Source organism: Streptosporangium heterodermiicola (assembly GCF_051390675.1).
Classification (GTDB): domain Bacteria; phylum Actinomycetota; class Actinomycetes; order Streptosporangiales; family Streptosporangiaceae; genus Streptosporangium.
Map to the genome: position 1 here is coordinate 177626 of NZ_JBPJSR010000010.1, position 21398 is coordinate 199023.

Annotated in this window: 10 protein-coding genes and 1 pseudogene; 4 read left to right on the forward strand and 7 right to left on the reverse strand. The window is 72.4% G+C overall.

The window, feature by feature from the left end:
* The first annotated feature begins 148 nt into the window (after positions 1-148).
* From ACSC1Q_RS22685 to ACSC1Q_RS22695, 3 genes and pseudogenes are all read left to right on the forward strand, one after another.
* Entirely contained in the window at positions 149-292 is a 144-nt protein-coding gene (locus ACSC1Q_RS22685; RefSeq protein ID WP_344920677.1) for a hypothetical protein, read from the forward strand.
* A gap of 303 nt (positions 293-595) precedes the next feature.
* Positions 596-823 (forward strand): annotated as a pseudogene (locus ACSC1Q_RS22690) (mycothiol transferase); the annotation flags it as partial.
* Positions 824-1047: 224 nt separating this feature from the next.
* Complete coding sequence (locus ACSC1Q_RS22695; RefSeq protein WP_436760709.1) at positions 1048-2109, forward strand: hypothetical protein; 1062 nt, start codon at positions 1048-1050, stop codon at positions 2107-2109.
* Positions 2110-2344: 235 nt separating this feature from the next.
* Here ACSC1Q_RS22695 and ACSC1Q_RS22700 read toward each other — a convergent pair whose 3' ends face one another.
* The 7 genes from ACSC1Q_RS22700 to ACSC1Q_RS22730 all read right to left on the reverse strand — a co-directional run bounded on the left by ACSC1Q_RS22700 (position 2345) and on the right by ACSC1Q_RS22730 (position 14770).
* Positions 2345-2827, reverse strand: coding sequence for a response regulator transcription factor (locus ACSC1Q_RS22700; RefSeq protein ID WP_436760710.1), 483 nt, complete (start codon positions 2825-2827; stop codon positions 2345-2347).
* Between the two features lie 82 nt (positions 2828-2909).
* Positions 2910-8561 carry a non-ribosomal peptide synthetase gene (locus ACSC1Q_RS22705; RefSeq protein ID WP_436760711.1) on the reverse strand — a complete coding sequence of 1884 codons (5652 nt, stop codon included), beginning with the start codon at positions 8559-8561 and terminating at the stop codon, positions 2910-2912.
* Positions 8558-9781 (reverse strand): 2-oxo acid dehydrogenase subunit E2, encoded by a 1224-nt coding sequence (locus ACSC1Q_RS22710; protein ID WP_436760712.1) that lies wholly within the window; start codon positions 9779-9781, stop codon positions 8558-8560. Before ACSC1Q_RS22710 ends, ACSC1Q_RS22705 begins: the two co-directional genes overlap by 4 nt.
* Complete coding sequence (locus tag ACSC1Q_RS22715) at positions 9774-10757, reverse strand: alpha-ketoacid dehydrogenase subunit beta (RefSeq protein WP_436760713.1); 984 nt, start codon at positions 10755-10757, stop codon at positions 9774-9776. Before ACSC1Q_RS22715 ends, ACSC1Q_RS22710 begins: the two co-directional genes overlap by 8 nt.
* The gene (locus ACSC1Q_RS22720) at positions 10748-11671 is read right to left on the reverse strand and encodes a thiamine pyrophosphate-dependent dehydrogenase E1 component subunit alpha (RefSeq protein ID WP_436760714.1); all 924 of its coding nucleotides are present in this window, start codon (positions 11669-11671) and stop codon (positions 10748-10750) included. Before ACSC1Q_RS22720 ends, ACSC1Q_RS22715 begins: the two co-directional genes overlap by 10 nt.
* Entirely contained in the window at positions 11664-13316 is a 1653-nt protein-coding gene (locus tag ACSC1Q_RS22725; protein ID WP_436760715.1) for a condensation domain-containing protein, read from the reverse strand. The genes ACSC1Q_RS22720 and ACSC1Q_RS22725 overlap by 8 nt, the downstream gene beginning before the upstream one ends.
* Complete coding sequence (locus ACSC1Q_RS22730) at positions 13316-14770, reverse strand: class I adenylate-forming enzyme family protein (protein WP_436760716.1); 1455 nt, start codon at positions 14768-14770, stop codon at positions 13316-13318. The genes ACSC1Q_RS22725 and ACSC1Q_RS22730 overlap by 1 nt, the downstream gene beginning before the upstream one ends.
* A gap of 367 nt (positions 14771-15137) precedes the next feature.
* On the opposite strand from ACSC1Q_RS22730, the gene ACSC1Q_RS22735 reads away from it, so the two are divergent.
* On the forward strand, positions 15138-21398 hold the full coding sequence (locus ACSC1Q_RS22735; RefSeq protein ID WP_436760717.1) for a non-ribosomal peptide synthetase: 6261 nt from the start codon (positions 15138-15140) through the stop codon (positions 21396-21398).

Consider the following 21398-nt stretch of genomic DNA (forward strand, 5'->3'; position numbering starts at 1 on the left):
CCCCCGGGACGGCCCCCGATGCTCGTCCGTCACGCCCGCAGGCGCCGTCCGTCTGACGACCGACCTCACGCTTGCAGTCACCCACCAGTGATTCACAACCGGACATTGAGACATTTTTCTCGTTGTTAGATCGAAAGGGGAAACAACGATGGCGAAGGCTAAGCCGGAACTGTCCGCACTGTCCGAGATCGGCACCGAGCTGGACGAGAGCCAGCTCGCGCAGGTCAACGGTGGCTACTACTGGGACTTCTACCACTGGGAGGACTTCGCTCCCGGTGGCTGGGCGTACTGACCCGACCGGGTTGTGTTGACACGACACACGTAGCCGAATAGATGCGAGAAGACGGGGTGCGGCCACCGGCCGCACCCCGTTTGTCTGGGGTGCCGCGAAGGTGTCGGGCATGTGCGGCAAGCGGGCTCCCGGGGAACATGCCCGAAGAGCTGTCCGGGGTTGTCGGGCACGTTGGTCACCTTTGGTCACATGCGGAAACCTTTCCCCCTCCCCGGAAATTGGCCCGCTGTCAGAACCGAGCCCCAAGACGCCGGCCCGATGGTCGACGAGAACGACACGGTGGACCACTGAGTCGCGTATCACCGGGAGCAGATCGAGGAGTCCCGCGCCATCGCGGCCTTGATGGATCTCGACAGTTCCTGCGCGCGGAAGGACATCATCGAGTGCAACGCGCGCCACGTCCCGTTCCACATGATCGGAGAGACCGCGCGCCACGGCGGTCTCGCGGACATCATCCGCGAGACCCTCGACGGCACCCGGCGAAGCCGAGCGTCGTCTCGCTGGACGAACTCGCCGGTCCCGACGGCCTGACCGGGTCATCGCGGCCGTGCTCGGCAAACGACGCCAACGTCCTCCAAGTGGGATCAGACAGCCGCGCCGCCGGCGAAGGCCCCTGTGAGCCCTCTCAGCCCATCTCAGCCTCGCCACAGGCTCTCCCACGTAAATTGCGGATCATGAGGACGCGCCGCGTGTCACGGAACTCACGGGACCGCTCCGATGGTCGGTTCACGGCTGAAACCGCACGTACGGCGAACGTGCCGGCACCTGGTCGGTGGCGTCGGCGGTCATCGTGGATCGGGTACGCGGCCTTCGGCTGGGCGGTGGTGTACGGAGGGTTCGGCCTGGTCTCCGCGCTGACCGGAACCGCGGTGTTCTACCGCGCCGCGGAGCCGCTGCCGGTCGGCCTGAGCTGGGCCGTCGTGGCCGTGGCCGTCCTGGCGGCGACGGCGGCCCTGACCGCCGTACGGCCCTGGGGCCGGTGGATTCCACGGCCGGTCGTTCATGTCACGCTGGCCGGGTTGTGCGTGTTGAGCGGCGTGGCAGCGTTCGGCCTGCTGATGGACATGATCACTTTTGTCTTCAACCAGAACGTCGACAGCTGGACAGCGACCGCCAACCGGGCGCTCGCCGCGGTCGGCGTGGTGCTGCTCATCGCCACCGCCCGCTCCTACCGCTCCGCCGGCACCTGCCCGCGGTGCGGCGCCATGCACACCTCCTCCAGCGTGCGGAGCGGGCCGGAGCCCGCACCCGCTCCACGGCGCGTCCGCGTGCTGGCCTACGTGGGCGCCGTGGCGTTCCTGCCGTACGCGGCCATGAAGACGACGTGGGCGCTGGGCGGGACCTTCGCCGGTGTCAGCGGAGCGCGGATGCTCGTGATAAGCGAGCGCAACGGCGCCTCGGGAGTGTGGCTCACCCTGGAACACCTGGGCATCGACGCCACGGTGCTGCTGGCCGCGCTCGGCGTGTTCCTCATCCTCGGTCTGGTACGACCGTGGGGGCGGGTGTTCCCTCGATGGACGCCCGCCCTGCGCGGCAGGCGGGTGCCTCGCTGGCTGCCGCTCACCCCCGCGCTGATCGGTGCCGCCACGCTCGCACCCTACGGAGCGGTCGGAGTGGTCTACGCCGCGCTCGCCACGGCAGGTGTGGTGACCGTCTCCCGGGGGGACTTCCCCACCCCGGGCGACGCCCTGCTGGTGACCTGGTTCGGGCTCGGCGCCTTCGCCGTGTACGGCATCGCGCTGAGCGCGGTCGCCTGGTCCTATCTACGCCGCACCCGGCCGGTCTGCGCGAACACCGGAGCGGAGGCCCGACCGTGAAGCACGTGGTCCGGTCGTGCCCGACGTGCAGGAGCACGAGTGCGGCGGGATGATCGCGCCGACTTTCCAGTTTCCGGGGACAGGGACCGACGTCGCGTAGCGCCCCGAACGCGGTCTTCGGCAGCGGGTTCCCACGACCGCCGCGTCGCAGGTCGCGGAAGACTGTGCGGGGCGTCGGGGCGGCGTCCTCCGGGGTCGCGCCCTCACCTCGGCGGGCTCCGACCGTCCGGCCCTTTCACATCCGACCAGCGCACCGCCACAACGAGAAACGAGATCTTTCTCGCCGCCAACGACCGTCGCGCCGTTCCTCGACCCCGGTGCCGGCGAAGACGAGGCCGAGTTCGTAGGCGAGGACTGCCGCCTGGGTACGGTCGCGGGCGCCCAGCTTGTCCAGGACGTTACGGACGTGCGTTTTGACGGTTTCCTTGGTGATGTGCAGGGTCACCGCGATCTCGGCGTTGTTCTGTCCGAGCGCGATGTGCCGCAGGACGTCCGACTCGCGTGGGGTCAGCTCGATCGGAGCGTGGGGCTTGGCCGTGCCGGAACGGGGCGAGGCGATGCGGCGCAGCGCGTCCGGGAAGAGGACCGCGTCGCGGGTGTGCACCAGCCGGATCGCCTCCACCAATTCCGCGGCGGGAGCGCGTTTGAGGACGTAGCCGGCGGCGCCGGCGCGCAGAGCGCCCCAGACGAGCTGGTCGTTCTCGAACGTGGTGACCACGATGACTCGCGTGGCCGGCGAGCGGCGGACGAGTTCCCGAGAGTCTGGAGCCCGTCCTGGGGGTCCGCCGGTCAGGGCGGGGTCACCTCCGGATCGGGACCACCTCCGCGACCGGCTCGGCGCTCTCGCGTTCCTGACGCCGAAGCTCCTGGCGCCGCTGGATGGCCTGGAAACCGACCAGGTCGTCCGGGAGCGCGTCGGGGACGTCCTCGTCGAACCTGGACAGCGTGCGGGTCCGCATCGCGACCAGCGCCGTGACCGCGATGGCGACGGCGAACAGCACGTACATCAGGCCGACGCCCCGGCCCTCGCCGGTGCCGAGCACGAGGCCGACCGTGTCGGCCAGCGGGCCCCCGGGGACCAGCAGCGGTTCGAACAGCGTGCTGCCGTACGGGGCGACCAGCCCGAAGCCGATCGGCAGGGTGGACCAGGCGATGAGCGTGTTGAGCGCGATGACGCGGCCGTGGAAGCGTTGCGGCACCTTGACCTGGATGATCGTGGCGTAGACGCCGTTGAGCATGGTGAGCCAGAACGACATCCCGAAGGCGCCGACCGCGATCAGGACCAGGTTCTGCTGCAGGCCGGTGACCAGGCAGAAGAGGCCCAGGACGAGGGTGGAGAGCATGACGCCGCGCAGCCTGCGGCGGCGCGGGCCTCCCCAGACGGTCATGGTCAGGCCGCCGAGGAAGACCCCGAGACCGCCGAAGAAGGAGATCCGGCCGACGTCCGCCAGCGTGGCGAAGCCCAGGACCAGCGGCGAGATGAGCAGGAACAGCGGGGACAGGAAGATGTTCAGCACCGCGAAGAAGAACAGCATGCCGCGGAAGCCCTTGTTGCCCCAGGAGAACTTCCAGCCCTCGACCATCTCGGCGACCAGCGACTCCCTGCGCTTCCACGCCATGGTCCCCGGGAAGCGGACGAAGAGCAGCACCCCGATCGCGAAGACGTACGAGACGACGTCCAGGACGAGGATGCCCTCCAGCCCGATCACGGACATCAGGCCGACCGCGACCAGCGGGACGACCAGCTGGGCGGTACCGGTCACCATCTGGACCACGCCGTTGGCGTGGCCGAGGAAGCGCTTGGGGACCAGCTGCGGGATGGCGGAGTTGTAGGCGAGGCGCTGGAAGGTGAGCGCGACCGACAGCAGCACCAGGAGCGGGTAGATGTGCCAGATCTGCAGGTTGCCGGTCCACAGCAGGACGCCCAGCGCCAGCTGGGTGCCGAACGCGCCGATGTCCCCGGCGAGCATGACCTTGCGCCGGTCGTAGCGGTCGACGAGGGCACCGGCCAGCGGGGACACCAGCATGCCGGGGACCAGCGCGAGGACGGAGAACAGGGCGAACCTGGCGAGCGAGTCGGTGGTGATGTAGATCCACAGCGGGATGGCGAACTCGGTCAGCGACGACCCGATGATCGAGACGAGCTGCCCGGCCGCCACGGCGGCGAACCGCTTCATGCTCGGCGGCGGGCCGGAGCGCGCCGGGAGATCCGTCGCGACCGGGTGTCCCGTCTCCGGTGGCGCCCCGCCCGTGCCGGGGCCGGAAGGAGCGGACGCGGACGCCTCCGGATCGGGAGAGGCGGACGCCGCCGGGCCGGTGAGAGCGGGCGCCGCCGCCTCCGTACCGGGAAGAAGTGCCGCGCCGGTGATCGCGGGGGCCGTCGTCGCCGGGGCGATCTCCGCGACACCGTCCCGGGTGGAGACGCCGCCGAGCCACCAGGTGGACCTGTCGGTACGGGCCAGCTTCGCCGTGTCGCCGGAGGCGATGGCCCGGTGGGTGCCGGTGACGATGGTGGCGAGCTCTTCCGCCCGATATTTCAGGAAAAAGTGCCCGGCCTCGTCGAGGACGACCACGGCCGTGGAGTCGCTCAGGAGATGCCACTCGCGGTAGCGCTCCTGGTAGAACTCGGTGGCCGGGTCGCGCTCGCCCGCCACCGAGATGATCGGTGCCCTGAGCGGCTCGACCCCCTCCTCGAAGAGGCGGGTGAAGTAGCGTTCCGCCTCCCTGGTGCCCTTGCGCCGGTTGTCGATCACCAGCTTGAGCTGGTCGTGCTCCAGGTCCTCCACGTCCAGGCCCGCCGCCCGCAGGGCGTTGGCCCAGACCTGGTCGCTGCGGAGGTGGTCGGTCAGGTTCGACAGCTTGGCCAGCAGGGAGGTGGGCCGCGCGAAGGGGAAGACGCCGCCGAAGTAGATCGCCTCGATCGGGCGGCCCGCCGCCTCCAGGCGGCGGGCGATCTCCACGGTCAGCATGACGCCGAGCCCGCAGTGCCCGTACAGCGCGATCGGGCCGCGGACCTCCTTGAGGATCTCCGCCACGCAGCCTTCCGCGACCTCCGCCACCGGCCGGGTCTCCTCGATCAGCCCCATCTCCTGGCCGGGGACGGCGACCGCGTGCAGCGCCCAGTTCTGCGGCAGCCTGTCGGCCAGCGGCTGGTAGATGGCCGCGCTGCCGCCGCCGTACGGCACGCAGACCAGCGTCGAGGTGGCCGTACGGGCCGGGGTGAGCCGGTGCAGGAGCATCCGCGGGCCGTCGTCGGCCGTCTCGACGAGCCGCGCGAGCTCGCGGACGGTCCGGTTCTTGAACAGGTCCAGGATCGTGACCTGGCGCCCGCCTTCAGGAATGGCTTTCCGAAGGCGGGCGACCACCTGCGCGGCGAGCAGCGAATGACCGCCCAGGTCGAAGAAGTCGTCCAGCACGCCGACCTGGACCAGTCCGAGCACCTTCGCCCACACCGCCGCGATCGCCTCTTCGAGGGGCGTCTCCGGTGGGACGAATCCGGCTTCCTGGTCGGGTCGCGCCTCGTCGGGTTCGGGCAGCCTCGCCCGGTCGACCTTGCCGTGCGACTTCAGGGGCAGCTCGTCCAGCCAGACGAACCGCCCGGGGATCATGTACTCGGGGAGCCGCTCGCCGAGCCGCGCCCGCAGTTCGCTGACGCCGACCTGCTCCCCGCCGATCTCGGCGACCAGGTACGCGACCAGCCGGTCCGCGCGCAGCTCGACGACGGCGTGCGCGATTCCCGGCTCGCCGGAGAGCACCGACTCGATCTCCGACAGCTCCACCCGGTAGCCCCTGACCTTCACCTGCAGGTCACGGCGGCCGAGGAAGCACAGGTCGCCGGAGGGCAGCCACCTGCCGAGGTCTCCGGTCCGGTACATGCGGGCGCCGGGCCCGCCGTACGGGTCGGGCAGGAACCTCTCGGCCGTCAGGCCGGGGCGTCCGAGGTATCCGCGGGCGAGCCGGTCGCCGCCGAGGTAGATCTCGCCGGTCATGCCGGGCGGGACCAGCCGCAGGTGCTCGTCGAGCACGTAGACCCCGGCGCCGGGCAGCGGCCTGCCGATCGGCAGGTTCAGCGCCCGCTCGTGCTCGCCGGTGACGGCGTGGGTGGAGATGCCGACCGTGGCCTCGGTGGGGCCGTAGTGGTTCACCACCGTGGTGTGCGCGGTCAGCTCGCGCGCCCAGCTCCACCGGGAGGCCTCGCCGCCGAGGACGAGGAGCTTGCGGGGGAGCAGCTCGGCGGGGTCGTCGACCGCCGCGAGCAGCGAGGCGAGGTGGGAGGGGGTCATCTTCAGGTAGTCGGTGCCGCTCAGCAGCCCGGCGAGCTCCTCGGCGGGAGCCTGGGGGTCGGCCAGGTGCAGCTCCCCGCCGGTCATGAGCGACAGGTAGAAGATCGTCACCCCGAAGTCGAACGAGAGCGACTGCAGCAGCGTGTAGACGGCGCCCGGTTCGACCTCGAAGCGCTCCCTGACCCCGGCGAGGTAGTTGAGCACCTGCCGGTGCTGCACCCCGACGCCCTTCGGCCGCCCGGTGGTGCCCGAGGTGTAGATCACGTACGCGAGGTGGTCCGGCGAGACCTCCGGGGGCTCGAACCCGGTCTCGTCCAGCGCCTCGGAGTCCAGGCAGATCACCGGGACGTCGGGCACCAGCTCGCGCAGCGCGGAGGTGGTGAGGACGGCGACGGCCCCGGCGTCGGCGAGCATGTACGCCAGCCGGTCGCGGGGCTGCTTGGGATCGAGGGGCACGTAGGCGCCCCCGGCCTTCAGCACGCCGACGACGGCCGCCGCCAGGTCGGTGGACTGTTCGAGGAAGACGCCCACCCTGGTGTCGGGGCCCACGCCGTGCCGGTTCCTCAGCAGGGCGGCGATCCTGGTGGAGCGCTCGTCGAGCCCGGCGTACGTCAGCGAGCCACCACGCGTCACGGGCGACGCGGACGACGCGGCCGCCGTGCCCGAGGCGGTGACGTCGTGGACCACGGCCCTCGCGCCCGGGGTGAGCGCGGCCCGCGCGGTGACGAGGTCGTGCAGCAGGTCGTGCCCGGACGGTCGCGGGGCGGGTCCCGAGCCGAAGCCCAGGACCAGGTCCCGCTCGTCGCCGGAGAGCAGCGACAGCTCCCCCACCCGCGTGTCCGGGTCCGCCACGATCGAGCGCAGCAGCGTCTCGAAGCGCGCCGCCAGCAGCTCCACGGTCTCCGGGTCGAACAGGGCGGTGCTGTAGGAGAGGTGCCCGACCAGCCCGTCCGGGCTCTCGAACAGGTAGAGGCCGAGGTCGAAGCGGGTGGTCCTGGCCGGGAGCGTGAGGTAGGAGACGCGCCCGTCCTCCTCGCCCGCCTTGAAGTTCTGCAGCGCGAAGGTGACCTGCGCGAGCGGTGACCGGCTCACGTCGCGGACCACGTTCAGCTCGCTGACCAGCTGGTCGAACGGGAGCTCCTGGTGCGCGTAGGCGTCCAGCGCGGTCTCGCGCGTCCGGGCCAGGAAGGTGGTGAACGACGGGTCGTCGGCCAGGTCGGCGCGCAGGACCAGGGTGTTGACGAACATGCCGACCACCCCGTCCAGCTCGGGCAGCCCGCGCCCGGCGACCGGGGAGCCGACCGCGAAGTCCGTCTGCCCCGAGTAGCGGGCCAGCAGTACCTGGAAGGCGGCGAGCAGCGTCATGTACGGCGTGGCCCCCGCCGTGGCGCCCAGCTCGGCGAGCCGCCGGGTGAGGTCGGCGTCCACCCGGACGTCGAGGGCGGCTCCCTCGTGGCGCTGCTCGGCGGGGCGCGGCCGGTCGGTGGGCAGCTCGATGGCGGGCAGCCCGGCGAGCCGGTCGCGCCAGTGGTCGATCTCGCGGCGGTGGTCGCGGCCCCGCTGCCAGAGGGCGTAGTCGCCGTAGCCGACCGGCGCGGGCGGCGGGGTGGCGCCGTCGTGCAGGGCGAGCAGCTCGCGGATGAGCAGGTCGCTGGACCAGCCGTCGATGACGGTGTGGTGGGCGGCGATGAGGAGGACGTGGTCGCCGGGCGCGATCCTGACCAGGACGGTACGGAGGAGCGGGCCGCGTTCCAGGTCGAACGGGACGGCGAGGTCGGCGTCGAGCAGCTCGATCGCGGCGTCCACGTCGTCCGCCTCGGCGACGCGCAGCGCGGCGGGGCCCGGCTCGTCGATGACCAGCTCGGGGGTGCCGTCGTCGGTGGTGAGGAACCGCGTCCGCAGCGCCTCGTGGCGCGCGACGATCTCGTCCAGCGCCCGGCGCAGCGCGTCGGCGTCCAGGTCCCCGCGCAGGCGCACCGCGACGGGGACGGTGTAGGTGGTGGTGCCCGGCCGGTACTGCTCAAGGAACCACAGGCGTTCCTGGGCGTGGGACAGGGGCGGGACGGTTCCCGGGGCGCGGCGGGCGACGGCGGCCCGCGCCTCTCCCCGGTTCTTCAGCCGCTTGGCCAGAAGCGCCTTCTTGGCGTCCGACAGCGTTGTCTCGGTCACGCGTGTAACTCCATCCGGAGGGCCGCGAGGAAGAGCGCGGCGTCCCGTCCGTTGATCAGCCGATGGTCGTAGGCGAGGCCGATGTTGGCGACGGTCCTCGCGGCCACCGTGCCGTCCTCGGCGAGTGTCAGCTCGGGCTGCGGCGAGGTGATCGCGAGGGCGCAGACCGTGCCGGGGAAGATGAGGGGGATCGCGAGGACGACGTCGGCGTCGGTGTGCAGGGTGACGGCGATGTTGGCGCCGGTGAGGTCCTTCTCGCGGAAGTCGCCCTCGGTGGCGGCGAGCCGGTAGCGCATGAGCGCGTCGGCGATGGCCTTGAGCGAGCCGGTGTCGTGGACGACCGGCACGTACAGGCCCTCGCCCATGTCGAACGTGACGCCGACGCGCGGGGCGTCGGCCGGACGCGCCAGGTCGCCGTCGACCGAGGCGAAGAACAGCGGGAACGCCGGGTGCAGCGCGGCCACGGCCTGGACGAACAGCTCCGCGAGCCCGACCGGCCTGCGCACCTCCCTGCTCAGCCCCCTGGCCCGCTCCAGCAGCGGGCCCACCTCGAACTTCACGACGGTGTACGCGGCGGGGATGGTGGCGTGCGAGGTGGTGACGGCGCGTGCGACGGCCCGCTGCACCCGCGGGAGGCGCCGCGCGCCCGCGTCCGCGACCGGTCGCGGCACGTCTTCGAGGACGTCCCCCGGCACGCCTTCGTGCACGTCCCGCGTGTCCTGCCGTGTGTCCTCACGCGCGCCGGGGGCCGTCCGTCCGGTACGGCGGGCGGCCACGGCCTCCACGTCGGCCCTGCGGATGACGGCGAGCCCCAGGGACGCGACCTCGGCGTGGGAGACTCCGAGCTCCTCCATGGCCGCGCGGGCGGGGGCGGTGACGACCGGCTCCGCCACCGGTGCGGGCTCCTGTCCCGCCGCGTCCCCTGAGGTCACGGCCTCGGGCGCGACCTCGGGCGCGTTGTCGGACACGGAGGCGGGCGGCGGGGCCGCCTCGGGGGTGACGCGGGCGAGGAGCGCGCCGGGAGCGATCCAGGCGTTGAGGTCGGCGGCGTGGTGCAGGTAGCCGGTCTCCTCCGCCTCCAGCTCGTCGGCCGCCTTGGAGGTCTCCAGGACGGCGATCGGCTCCCCGGCGATGACGGGCTTGCCGTTCCCCACCAGCCACTCGACGATCTGGTACTCGGTGTCGTTGTTGTTGAGCTTGGGGACGTGGATGTCAGCCACGCAGAGCCTCCCGTACGGCGTGGTGGATCGTGGACTCCCCGACCAGGACCTCGTTCTCCAGGTGCGCGGCGGTGGGGATCACGGAGGCCCGTGAGTGGACGAGGCGGACGGGTCCGCGCAGGCGGCCCCAGAGGCGGGCGTGCAGCAGGTGGGCGACCTCGCTGCCCCAGGTGCCCCCGGCGGTGCTCTCCTCCGCGACCACGACGACGTCACCGAGGTGGGGCAGGAGCGCGTCGGCGTCCAGCGGGTAGAGCCGGGAGGGGACCAGCAGCCGGACCGAGATCTCCTCCTCCGTCATCAGGGAGCGCATCGCGCCCAGCACCCGGTGGGCCATCCCGCCCGGCGCGATGACCACGCAGTCGGGGCGGTCGCCCGCGTCGCGGACGTCCACCACGGCCAGGTCCCCGTCGCGGCGCGTCAGGAACAGCGGGTCCACCCGCTCCATCTGCCGGGTGTAGAGGACCTTGTCCTCGAAGAACACGCATGGCTCGCCCCGCTCCAGCATCGCCGCGAACACCGCGCGGTTGTCGTGGAAGGGGGACATCTCGTACAGCGACAGCCCCGGCATGCCGACGAAGTGCTTCTGCAGGCTCTGGCTGTGGGTGGGGCCGTAGCCCCGGCCTCCGCCGGTCGGGCAGCGCACCACCATCCGCAGCGGGAGCCGCCTGCCGTACATCGACACCGACTTGCTCGCGAAGTTGCAGAGCTGGTCGAAGGCGAGCGCCACGAAGTCGCCGAACATGATCTCGGCCACGGCCGTGTTGCCGGTGAGCGCCAGTCCCGCCGCGACGCCGGTCAGCGCGCCCTCGCTGATCGGGGTGCCGATCACGCGGCCGGGGAAGCGGGTGGACAGCCCCTTGGTCACCTTGAAGGCGCCGCCGTACGGGTCGAGGATGTCCTCGCCGAGCACGTAGGCGGTGGGGTCGTCGTCCAGCAGCCCGTGCAGGGCGGCGTTGAGGTTCTCCGCTACGCGCACGGTCCCTCCCAGCGGGAGGGCGGGCGCGCGGCCACCTCGTCGGCGACGGCCTCGACCTCGGCCCTGACGACGCCGTCGAGCCGGTAGAAGTGCTCGGGGTGGTCGTGGGCGTAGCGGGCGTACCAGTCGTTGTCCCTCGCGGCCCGTACGACCTCGGCCGGGCGGATGTCGTCGCCCTTGCTGTGCGGCCCGAGGCGGTGGGTGACGAACTCGACCACCAGCGGCTGTCCCTCGCGCACCCGCGCGATCTCGCGTTCCAGCGAGAGGCGGATCTCGTTGACGTCGGTGGAGAGGACCAGCCGGTGCGGGATGCCGAAGGCCGCCGCCCGGTCGGCCACCGTACCGGCCATCTGCGCGGCGGTCGGGGTGGACTGGGCGATGCCGTTGTTCTCCACCGCGACGAGCAGCGGGAGCCTCCACAGCGCGGCGAGGTTCAGGGCCTCGTAGACCGCGCCCTCGCCCCAGGTGCCGTCGCCGATGTGCACGCAGGCCAGGGTGCCGGGCTCGGAGCGCTTGAGGTGCAGCGCGACCCCGGCGGCGACCGGCATGCTCTCGCCCTGCACGCCGGTGGACATGTAGCGGTCGCGGTGGATGTGCTGGCTGCCGCCGACACCCCCGCAGACCGCGCCCTCCCTGCCCATGATCTCGGCGAGCAGGCCGTGCGGGTCGCGGAACCTGGCCAGGTAGTGGCCGTGTCCCCGGTGGTTGCTGAAGACGTGGTCGGCCGGGCCGAGCAGGGATCGCAGCGCGACCGGGACGTACTCCTGGCCCAGGCAGGTGTGCGTGGTGCCGTTGAGGTCGCCCCTGCCGTACAGCTCCAGGAGCTTGAGCTCGAAGTGCCTGATGAGGAGCAGGAGCTCCAGGTCCTCGTCGGTGAGGGGGGAGAGACGGAGCCCGTCGAGGGTCTCAGTCATCGCCGAGGGAGTCCACGATCCCGGCGATCGTCGGGTTGTCGAAGAAGGCGTCCAGGGAGACCTCGATGTCCAGGCGCTTGCGCATGCGGGCGATGATCTGCGTGATGGTGAGGGAGTGGCCACCCAGATCGAAGATGTCGTCGTCATCGGCGATCGGCGAGATGCCCAGTACTTCCTCCCAGATCTCGCGCACCTGGTCGGTCAGCGTGGTGACGGAACCCATCTCGTTCTCCAGAATTTCGTGCAGTGACAGGTCGGGGTGGTGGGTGGCGCGTTCCAGGAGGAGACGCAGGTCGTCGGCGACCCGTCCGGCGTCGGGCACCGTCTCGGGGTCGTGGCGCAGGCTGATCTCCAGCCCGCCGGGGCCGTCCACGCACTGCAGGTGCAGCGCGCCGCGTACCGCGTGGTTGAAGACGGTCCACTCCACCGACGTGTCGAGCCCGGCGAACACCGGGTCGGCGTCGCGGCGGGCGCGGTAGCTGACGGAGACGGGGACCAGCGCGGCGTGCGGCCGGAGGCGGGGCATCGCCCGGGAGAGCGGCACCTGGCGGAACCGGTAGACCTCCCGCAGCTCGGCGCGCAGGGCACCGGCGAACTCGCGGAAGGTCGTCTCCGGGGACGGGCCGGAGGCGACCGGGAGCTCGTTGACGAACAGGCCGACGTGCCCGGCGGCCTCGGGGGGCCGGGTGGACAGGTCGACGGCGGTGGTCACCGCGGTGTTGCCGTAGCCGAGGAGCAGGGTGTGCAGCGCGGCGAGCAGCACCTCGAACCGGGTCAGGGCGGGGGCCTGCGTACCCGAAGACGAACCGGACGCGGAAGAGGCTGCAGACGACGAGCTCGACGGGATCGACGGGATCGACGGGTCCACGGTGAACCGGAGCACCCGGCCCTCGCCCGCGCGCCGGGACCTCAGCGCGTGCCCGAGGACGACGGTCTCGCCAGGATCGCGCCAGCGGGGCTTCCAGAACTCCCGCGCGCCGGGGAGCAGCGCGGCCACCCGGTCGCGCTCGGCCCGGCCGTGGTCGATCGCGGGCAGCGGGGGCGGCGGCTCGCCGTTGTGGAAGGCGGCCAGGTCGCGCACCAGGATGTCCTTCGACTGGCCGTCGAAGACCAGGTGGTGGGCGACGAAGAGGAGCAGGTGGCGTCCGGGGCCGGCCTCGAACAGGGTGAACCTGGCCAGCGGGCCCTTCTCCAGGTCGAACGCGCGCAGGATCTCCTCCCGCACGGCCTCCTGTACGGCCCGCCCGTACCGCTCACCGCTCTCGCCGTCCGCGCCGCTCTCGCCGTCCGCGCCGTCGTCGCTGTCGCCGTCGTCGCTGTCGCCGTCGTCGTCGCCGGTGGAGATCGACACCTCGCGTACCGGGACCTGGGCGCCGGGCACGAGCCGCAGCTCGTTGTCCACCTCCGCCACCACGCTGCCCAGCATCGGGTGCCGGGCGGCCACCGCCGCGCAGGCCGCCAGGAGCGCGCCGGTGTCCAGGTCGCCGCGCAGGTGGACGAGTATCGGCATGTGGTAGGCGGCGCCCCCGCCCACGGTCTGCTCGGTCACCCACATCCCCTGCTGGGTGAACGTGACCTCCGGCAGGTCCTCGTACACGGATCCGGCCCCGCCTTCCCGTGCCGCCCCGGAGGTGACCTCGGCCATCACGCGTTCTCCGTCGTCCGGCGCAGGGCCTTCTTGTCGACCTTGCCCCCGGCGTTGCGCGGCAGGGCGTCGACCGTGACGACGTTCGCGGGCAGCTCGTGCGGGGCCAGGCGGTCCTTGAGGAAGATCCGCAGGTCCTCGGGCGCGAGGGGTTCCCTGGTGACGAGGGCCACGGTGACGACGGTGCCGAGCACGGGGTGCGGGACCCCGAACGCGGCGGCCTCGACCACCGCCGGGTGCTGGTAGACGACCTCCTCGACGTGGATCGTGGAGACCTTGAACGCCCCGGACTTCACCACGTCGCTCTCGCGGTCGACGAGGTAGAGGTAGCCGTCGGCGTCGATGTAGCCGAGGTCGCCCATCCGTACCCAGCCGTCGCGGAAGGTCCCGCTGCCGGGGTCGCCGTAGTAGGCGCGCGGCGCGGCGGGGGACCGCATCCAGACCTCCCCGGTCTCCCCAGGCGCGAGCGGCTCCCCCTCCGCGGTGGCGATCCTGACCCGTCCCCCGGCGATGGCGCGGCCGACGCTTCCCGGCCGGTCCGGGTCGAACATCATGATCGTCTGAGCCGGGGCGGCCTCGGTCGAGGTGTAGTAGTTGGTGATCGTCGCGTTGGGGAAGGCCGTGGTCAGCGCCTGGGCGACGGCCGAGGGCAGCGGCGCGGCGGCCGAGCCGAGCAGCAGCACGCTGGACAGGTCGTGCCGTTCGGCCACCTTCGCGTTGATCAGCTCGATGGCCATCGCGGGGACCAGGAAGACCGTCCCCGCGCGGTAGGACTCGATCAGCGAGGCGAAGCGGGCCGGGGTGAAGCGCGGCAGCGTCACGACGGCCGGCCGGGCGTCGAGCGCGTTGATCAGCATCGCCTGCCCGGCGTTGGTCCCGATCGGGAAGGCGTGGACGAGATGCCGGGAGTGCGCGAACGGGCGGCGCTTGGCACCGCAGCCGTAGGCCAGATTGGCATGGGTCGCCGAGACGCCCTTGGGACGGCCGGTCGTGCCGGAGGTGTAGAGGATCTGGGCGAGGTCCCCGGGCTCCGGAGGCGCGATGTCGGCCTTCTCGTAGGACGTTTCGACGTCCAGGTCGTCGACCGTGGCGCTCCAGCCGATCTCCGGCACGGCGAGGCCCGCGGCGTGGACGACTCCGGTCGCCCGGCAGTTCTCCAGCATGAAGCGCAGGTCATCGAGGGTGAGACGGTCGGAGAGCGGTACGGCCACCGCTCCGGCCGCCAGGACCCCGCAGAACGCCACGGCGTAGTCGGCCCAGTCCGCGGCCCCGAACACCAGTCCCACCCGGTCGCCCCGGCCGACACCGCGCGTGACCAGGCTGTTCGCGAGCGCGGTGGACCGCTCGTGCCACTGGCGGTAGGTGAGCCGAGCCGAGCCGTGCACTACCAGCGCGACCCCGTCGGGGTCGTCGAGGGCCCGGTCTCCGAGCAGCTGGGGGACGGTCAGGTTCACCAAGTGAACCTCCCACTAAAGATCGGATGTATATGCCCTCGGTGTGTGCGAGCACCCGGGGCACTACAGGAAAGAATCTTTACTATTTAAAGTCGAGCGTCAGTCTTACATGATCGTAAGGGGTGCGCAAGACTTTGGGGAGAGGTTCGCAGAGGCAACAAAACCCACGCGAAAGTGACCCTTGCGCCCTAAGGGCGAAGGTGTAACACTGACGACCGCAGAACTAACTGAAAGGTTTCTTTCCAGAAAGAGACCCTTCCCGACGCCCGCCCAACTGGTCAAACATGCACAGAGCGGGCCTTTTGCGTACTAACCTCCAACGCGTTTGCGTGAACTAACGGGCCCGCGGCCGACAAAGGAGCCCTGCGTGTTCCCACCGGAGACCGTTCCGACCGGCCAATCAGGGACGGAATACCCCCTGTCGTACGGCCAGCAGCGGCTTTGGTTCCTCCACCGGCTCGATCCGGGTGACTCCGCCTACAACACATCCTATGTTTACAGGTTGAAAGGTCACCTTGACAAGATCGCCCTGGAGGCCGCTTTCAGCGCGGTGGCGGCACGGCACGAGAGCCTGCGGACCCGCTTCCGCGAGGTGGCCGGGGAGCCCGTGGCGATCGTCGAGCCGCCGTCGCCGGTGACGATCGGCCGGTTCACCGTCCAGGGTGAGACCGTCCGGCGCGAGCGGGAGGTCACGGCCCTGGTCGCGGCGCTCAGCAACACGGCGTTCGACCTCGCCGCCGCGCCGCCGTTCCGCGTCTCGCTGATCGAGCTCGGCCCCGACGAGCACGTGCTCTGCGTCGTCCTGCACCACATCAACGGCGACGGCTGGTCGCTGAACGTGCTCCGTTCCGAGGTGTCCGCCCACTACGGGAGCCGGGGCACCGCCCCGCTGCCCGAGCTGCCCCTGCAGTACGGCGAGTACGCGCGCGACCAGCGCCCCGCGGACTCCGAGCTCCGCTGGTGGACCGAGAAGCTCGCCGGGGTGCCTCCCCTGGACCTCCCCGCCGACCGGCCGCGTCCCGCCCGGCGGACCGGCGCGGGCGACGAGGTCGAGTTCCGGATCGCCCCCGACGTGGTCGCCTCGATCGGCGCCCTCGCCCGCCGCGCCCGCTGCACGCCGTTCATGGTGCTGCTCTCCGCCTACCAGGTCCTGCTGCACCGGCACACCGGCCAGACCGACTTCTGCGTGGGCATCCCCTCGGCCGGTCGCGGCAGCACCGAGCTGGAGACCATGATCGGTTTCCTCTCGACCACGCTGGCCCTGCGCTGCGACCTGTCCGGCGAGCCCACCTTCGAGGAGTTGCTGAAGCGCACCCGCAGGGTCGTGCTGGACGGGCTCTCGCGGCAGGACGTCCCCTTCGAGCGCCTCGTGGTCGACCTCGACGTGGAACGGGACCTGAGCCGCACGCCCCTGTTCCAGACCCTGTTCGCCCTGCACACCCACGGCGAGCCGGTCGATCCGCTGCCCGGCCTCGTCGCCACGTCCTTCCCCAACGGCTGGGCCCGCGCCAGGCTCGACCTGTCGGTGGACATCTACCAGGGTGGCGACGGCGCCCTTTACGGCACCGCCATCTACAGCACCGAGCTGTTCGACCCCGAGACCGTGGAACGGATGGTCGCCCGCTTCCAGGAGCTGCTCGCGGCCGTCGTGGCGGACCCCGGCTCCCCGGTGGGCTCGCTGCGGATGCTGCCGGACGCGGAGCTGGCCCTGCTGGAGGAGTGGAACGACACCGCGGCCGAGCTGCCCGAGGTCACCCTCGTCGACCTGCTGCTCGAACAGGCCGCGGCGACCCCCGGCGCGGTCGCGGTGCGCGCCGCACCCACCAGGACCGTGCCGGTGGACGGGCCGCTGAATGGACCCGGCGCGCGGGAGCTGACGTACGCGGAACTGGTCGCGCGGGCGGCGGAGCTGGCCGGGCGGCTGGGCGCGGCCGGGATCGGGCGCGGCTCGCTGGTCGCGGTCCGGATGGAGCGCGGCGCCGACATGCTCGTCGCCCTGCTGGGCGTGGCGATGAGCGGCGCGGCCTACCTCCCCGTCGACCCCGACTACCCGGAGGCGCGCGTCGCGTACGTGATCGAGGACTCCGCGGCGGCACTGGTGCTGACCGGCCTCGACGACCTTCCCCCCGCGACCGGTACGGCGACCGGCGCGGCGACCGACGCCCCCGCCCGGCCGCTGCCCGACGACACCGCGTACGTGCTCTACACCTCGGGGTCCACCGGACGGCCGAAGGGAGTGGTGGTCCCCCACCGGGCGCTGACCAACTTCCTGCTGGCGATGCGCGACCTGGTGCGGTCCTCGCCCCGGGACGTGTGGCTGGCGCTGACCTCGCTGTCGTTCGACATCTCCGCCCTGGAGCTCTACCTGCCGCTGGTGACGGGCGGGCGGGTGGTCGTCGCCGACGCGGAGACGGCCCGAGACGGGGTGCGGCTCGCGCGCCTCGTCAAGGACGAGGGCGTGACCCACGTCCAGGCGACGCCCTCGGGATGGCGGGTCCTGCTCGCCGGTGACCTGCCGCGCGTGGTGGGGCTGACCGGCGGCGAGCCGCTCGCCCCCCGGCTCGCCCGCGAGCTGCGTCCCCGGGTCGACCGGCTCGTCAACGTCTACGGCCCGACCGAGACCACCATCTGGTCCACGGCCTGGGACGTCCCCGAGGATCCGGACGAGATCGTGATCGGCCGCCCGATCGCCAACACCGTCGTCCACGTCGCCGACCCCGGCGGCGGGACGTGCCCGATCGGGGTGGCCGGAGAGCTGCTCATCGGCGGCGAGGGGGTCGCCACCGGCTACCTGGGCCGCCCGGCCCTGACCGCGGAACGCTTCGTCCCCGGCCCCGGGGGCGCGCGGCGCTACCGGACCGGAGACCGCGTCCGCCTGCGCAACGACGGCACCCTGGAGTTCCTCGGCCGGACCGACAACCAGGTCAAGCTGCGGGGACACCGCATCGAGCTGGGCGAGATCGAGGCCGTGCTGGACGCCTCCCCCGGCGTGCGGCAGGCGGTCGTCGCGGTGCGCGGGGACCGGCTGGTGGCCTTCGTCGTACCTTCCGTACCCGCCGCGCCGTCGGAAACGGGAACGGAAAGGGCGGGGGCGCTCGGGGAGCGCGCCGCGCGCGAGCTGCCCGGCTACATGGTGCCCAGCGTGTTCGTCGAGGTGGAGGCGCTGCCGCTCACCCCCAACGGGAAGATCGACCGCAACGCGCTTCCCGACGTGGACGCGACACCCTCGCGGGACGCGGTCGCCCCCCGCACCCCGGGCGAGCGGATGGTCGCGCGGGTCTTCGCCGAGGTGCTCGGTACGGCGGAGGTCGGCGCGTACGACGATTTCTTCGCCCTCGGCGGGCACTCACTGCTCGCCACCATGGTCACCGCGCGGCTGGCGGCGCTGTCCGGGACGGAGGTGCCGGTCCGGGAGGTGTTCACCCGGCCGACGGTCGCCGGGCTGGCGGAGCTGATCGCGACCGCGTCCGGCGAGCGGAGTGACGGGCCCCGGCCGAGGCCCGAGGGGACCGTGCCGCCGCTCTCCTTCGGCCAGGAGCGGCTCTGGTTCCTCAACCGGCTCGACCCGGACGACGCGTCGTACAACATGTGCCTGGTCAGGAGGCTGCGCGGGCCGCTGGACCGGGAGGCGCTCGCCGGAGCCCTGGCCGGGACGGTCGCCAGGCACGAGAGCCTGCGCACCCGGTTCCCCGAGACGGACGGCGTGCCGGTCGTGGTCGTCGACCCGCCGGGGCCCGTGACCGTCGAGGAGACGGACGCGGCGGGCGAGGCCGGGGCGCTGGAGCTGGTCGCGGCCCTGACCAACGCGCCCTTCGAGCTGGGCGCCAGGCCGCCGCTGCGCGTCACCCTGATCAGGATCGCCGAGGACGACCACGTCCTGTGCGTCGTGCTGCACCACATCCTCGGCGACGGCTGGTCGCTCAACCTCATCTTCGACGAGGTGTCGCGGCTGTACTCCGGGGCCACCGCCCTGCCGCCGGTCCCGCTCCAGTTCGGCGACGTCGCCCTCTGGCAGCGCGGGCGCGACCTCGGCGACCTGCTCGGATACTGGCGGGACAGGCTCGCCGACCCCACCCCGCTGGACCTGCCGGTCGACCGGCCGCGCACCGCCGGGGCCGCCAGGCGCGGCGACGTGGCGAGTGTCCGGCTGGACGCGGCGGAGGCCGCCGCCCTGGCCAGGCTGGGCAGGGAGCACGGCGCCACCATGTTCATGGTCCTGCTCGCCGCCTACCAGGTCCTGCTGTCGCGGCACACCGGGCACGACGACATCCTGGTCGGCACGGCCACCGCGGGCCGGGACCGGGTCCAGCTCGAACCGGTCGTCGGCTACCTCAGCGACACCCTGGTCATGCGCGGCGACCTGTCGGCCGACCCCACCTTCGCCGACCTGCTCCGCGAGACCCAGATAGGCGTGCTGGACGCCTTCTCCCACCAGGGCGTGCCGTTCGAGGAGCTGGTGACGGCCCTGCGGGTCGAGCGCGACCTGACCCGCACGCCACTGTTCCAGACCATGCTCATCCTGCACACGCAGGACTTCGCGCAGTCCCGCGACGCCTTCGCGGGGCTCACCACGACGGGGTTCGAGCACGGCATGCGGCAGGCCAAGCTCGAACTCATGCTGGAGTCCTGGCAGGACGAGCACGAGCTGACGCTCAGCTTCGTCTACGACGCCGAGCTGTTCGACCGGGCCACGATCGAGGCGATGGCCGCGCGGTTCCGCCTGCTGCTCACCGCGCTGCCGGACGCGTCCGGCGACCGGGTCTCCGAGCTGCCGCTGCGCACCGGCGACGACGACGTCCTGCTGCGTCGCCTCTCGCGGGGACCCGCGCGACCGCCCGCTCCCCCGGTGCCGGACCTGTTCGCGGCGGCCGTACGGGCCACGCCGGGCGCGACGGCGATCGGATGCGGGGGCGCCACGCTCACCTACGCCGGGCTGGACGCCCGCGCGGACGAGCTCGCGGCGCTGCTGCGGGGGCGGGGCGTCGTCCCCGGCGACGTGGTCGGCGTCTGCCTGGACAGGTCGCCCGACGCCGTCGCGGCCCTGCTCGCCGTCTGGCGGGCGGGGGCGGCCTACCTGCCGCTCGACCCGGAACACCCCGCCGAGCGGCTCGCGTTCATGCTGGACGACAGCGCCGCCTCTATCGTCCTCACCACGGCGAACCTGGGCGACCGGCTGCCCTCCGGCACGCCGCGCGCGCACGCGGACGAGCGTCCCCTCTCGCCGGTGGGCGCTCCGGTGCCCGGCTCGGCCGCTTACGTGATCTACACCTCCGGGTCCACCGGGACGCCCAAGGGGGTCGTGGTCTCGCACCGCAACCTGGCCGCCCGCGTCGGGTGGATGCGTGACGCGTACGGGCTGCGGCCCGACGACCGGGTGGTCCAGTTCGCCTCGCTGAGCTTCGACACCCACGCCGAGGAGATCTATCCGGCGCTGGCCGCCGGGGCCCGGCTGGAGCTGCTGCCCGAGGGCGGCGTCACCCTGCCCGACCACCTCGACCGGGTCACCGTGCTCGACCTGCCCACGGCGTACTGGCACGCGCTCGTCGACGACATCGGCGAGATCGCCTGGCCGCCGACCCTGCGGCTGGTGATCCTCGGCGGCGAGCAGGTGCACGAGGCGGCCGTGACCCGCTGGCGGGAGCGCTTCGGCGACAGAGTGCGGCTGGTCAACACCTACGGCCCGACCGAGGCGACGATCATCGCCACCGCCGCCGAGCTGGACGGCTCCCCCGGACGCCCGCCCATCGGCGTCCCGATCGCCGACACCTCGGTCCTGATCCTGGACGGCTCCGGCGAGGCCGTGCCGCCGGGGGCGCCGGGCGAGCTGTGCGTCGGCGGGGCCGGGGTGGCCGTCGGCTACCTGGGCAGGCCGGACCTCACGGCCGAGCGCTTCCCCGTCCTCGGTGTCCCCGGTGTCCCTGGCGTTCTCGGTGTCCCCGGTGTTCCCGGCGCTTCCGACGTCCTCGGCGGGGAGCGGATCTACCGGACCGGCGACCTGGCGCGCTGGCGGGCCGACGGGCAGCTGGAGTTCCTCGGCCGCCTCGACGACCAGGTCAAGGTCCGCGGCTTCCGGATCGAGCTCGGCGAGATCGAGGCGCGGCTGCTCGCCCACCCCGGCGTCGGCCAGGCGGCGGTGGCCGTGCACAGGGAGACGCTGGTCGGCTACGTCGTCGGCACGGCCACCGGCGACGAACTGGCCGGGTACCTCGCCGGTACCCTGCCCGCCTACATGGTCCCCGCGCTCTGGGTGGGCCTCACCGCGCTGCCGCTGACCGCGAACGGCAAGCTCGACCGGGCCGCGCTGCCCGCGCCCGAGGCCGGGTCCCGGACGAGGACCGCCCCGCGCGGCGACGCCGAGGAGCTGGTGGCCGAGATCTTCGGCGAGGTGCTGGGCATCGAGGAGGTCGGCGCCTTCGACGACTTCTTCGCGCTGGGCGGGCACTCGCTGCTCGCCACCCGCGCCGTCGCCAGGCTCCGCGCCGCCGTCGAGGTGGACGTGCCGATCCGCACCCTGTTCGCCCGCAGCAGCGTGGCCGACCTCGCGGCGGCGGTGGAGGAGCTGCTCGTCGCCGAACTGGCCGAGATGTCCGACGAGGAGGCCGAGCGCCTCATGGAAACCGGGAGCTGA

Coding starts and splice junctions, on each gene's coding strand:
- ACSC1Q_RS22685 (WP_344920677.1), top strand. CDS start 149: ATGGCGAAGGCTAAGCCGGAACTGTCCGCACTGTCCGAGATCGGCACC.
- ACSC1Q_RS22725 (WP_436760715.1), bottom strand. CDS start 13,316: ATGGCCGAGGTCACCTCCGGGGCGGCACGGGAAGGCGGGGCCGGATCC.
- ACSC1Q_RS22720 (WP_436760714.1), bottom strand. CDS start 11,671: ATGACTGAGACCCTCGACGGGCTCCGTCTCTCCCCCCTCACCGACGAG.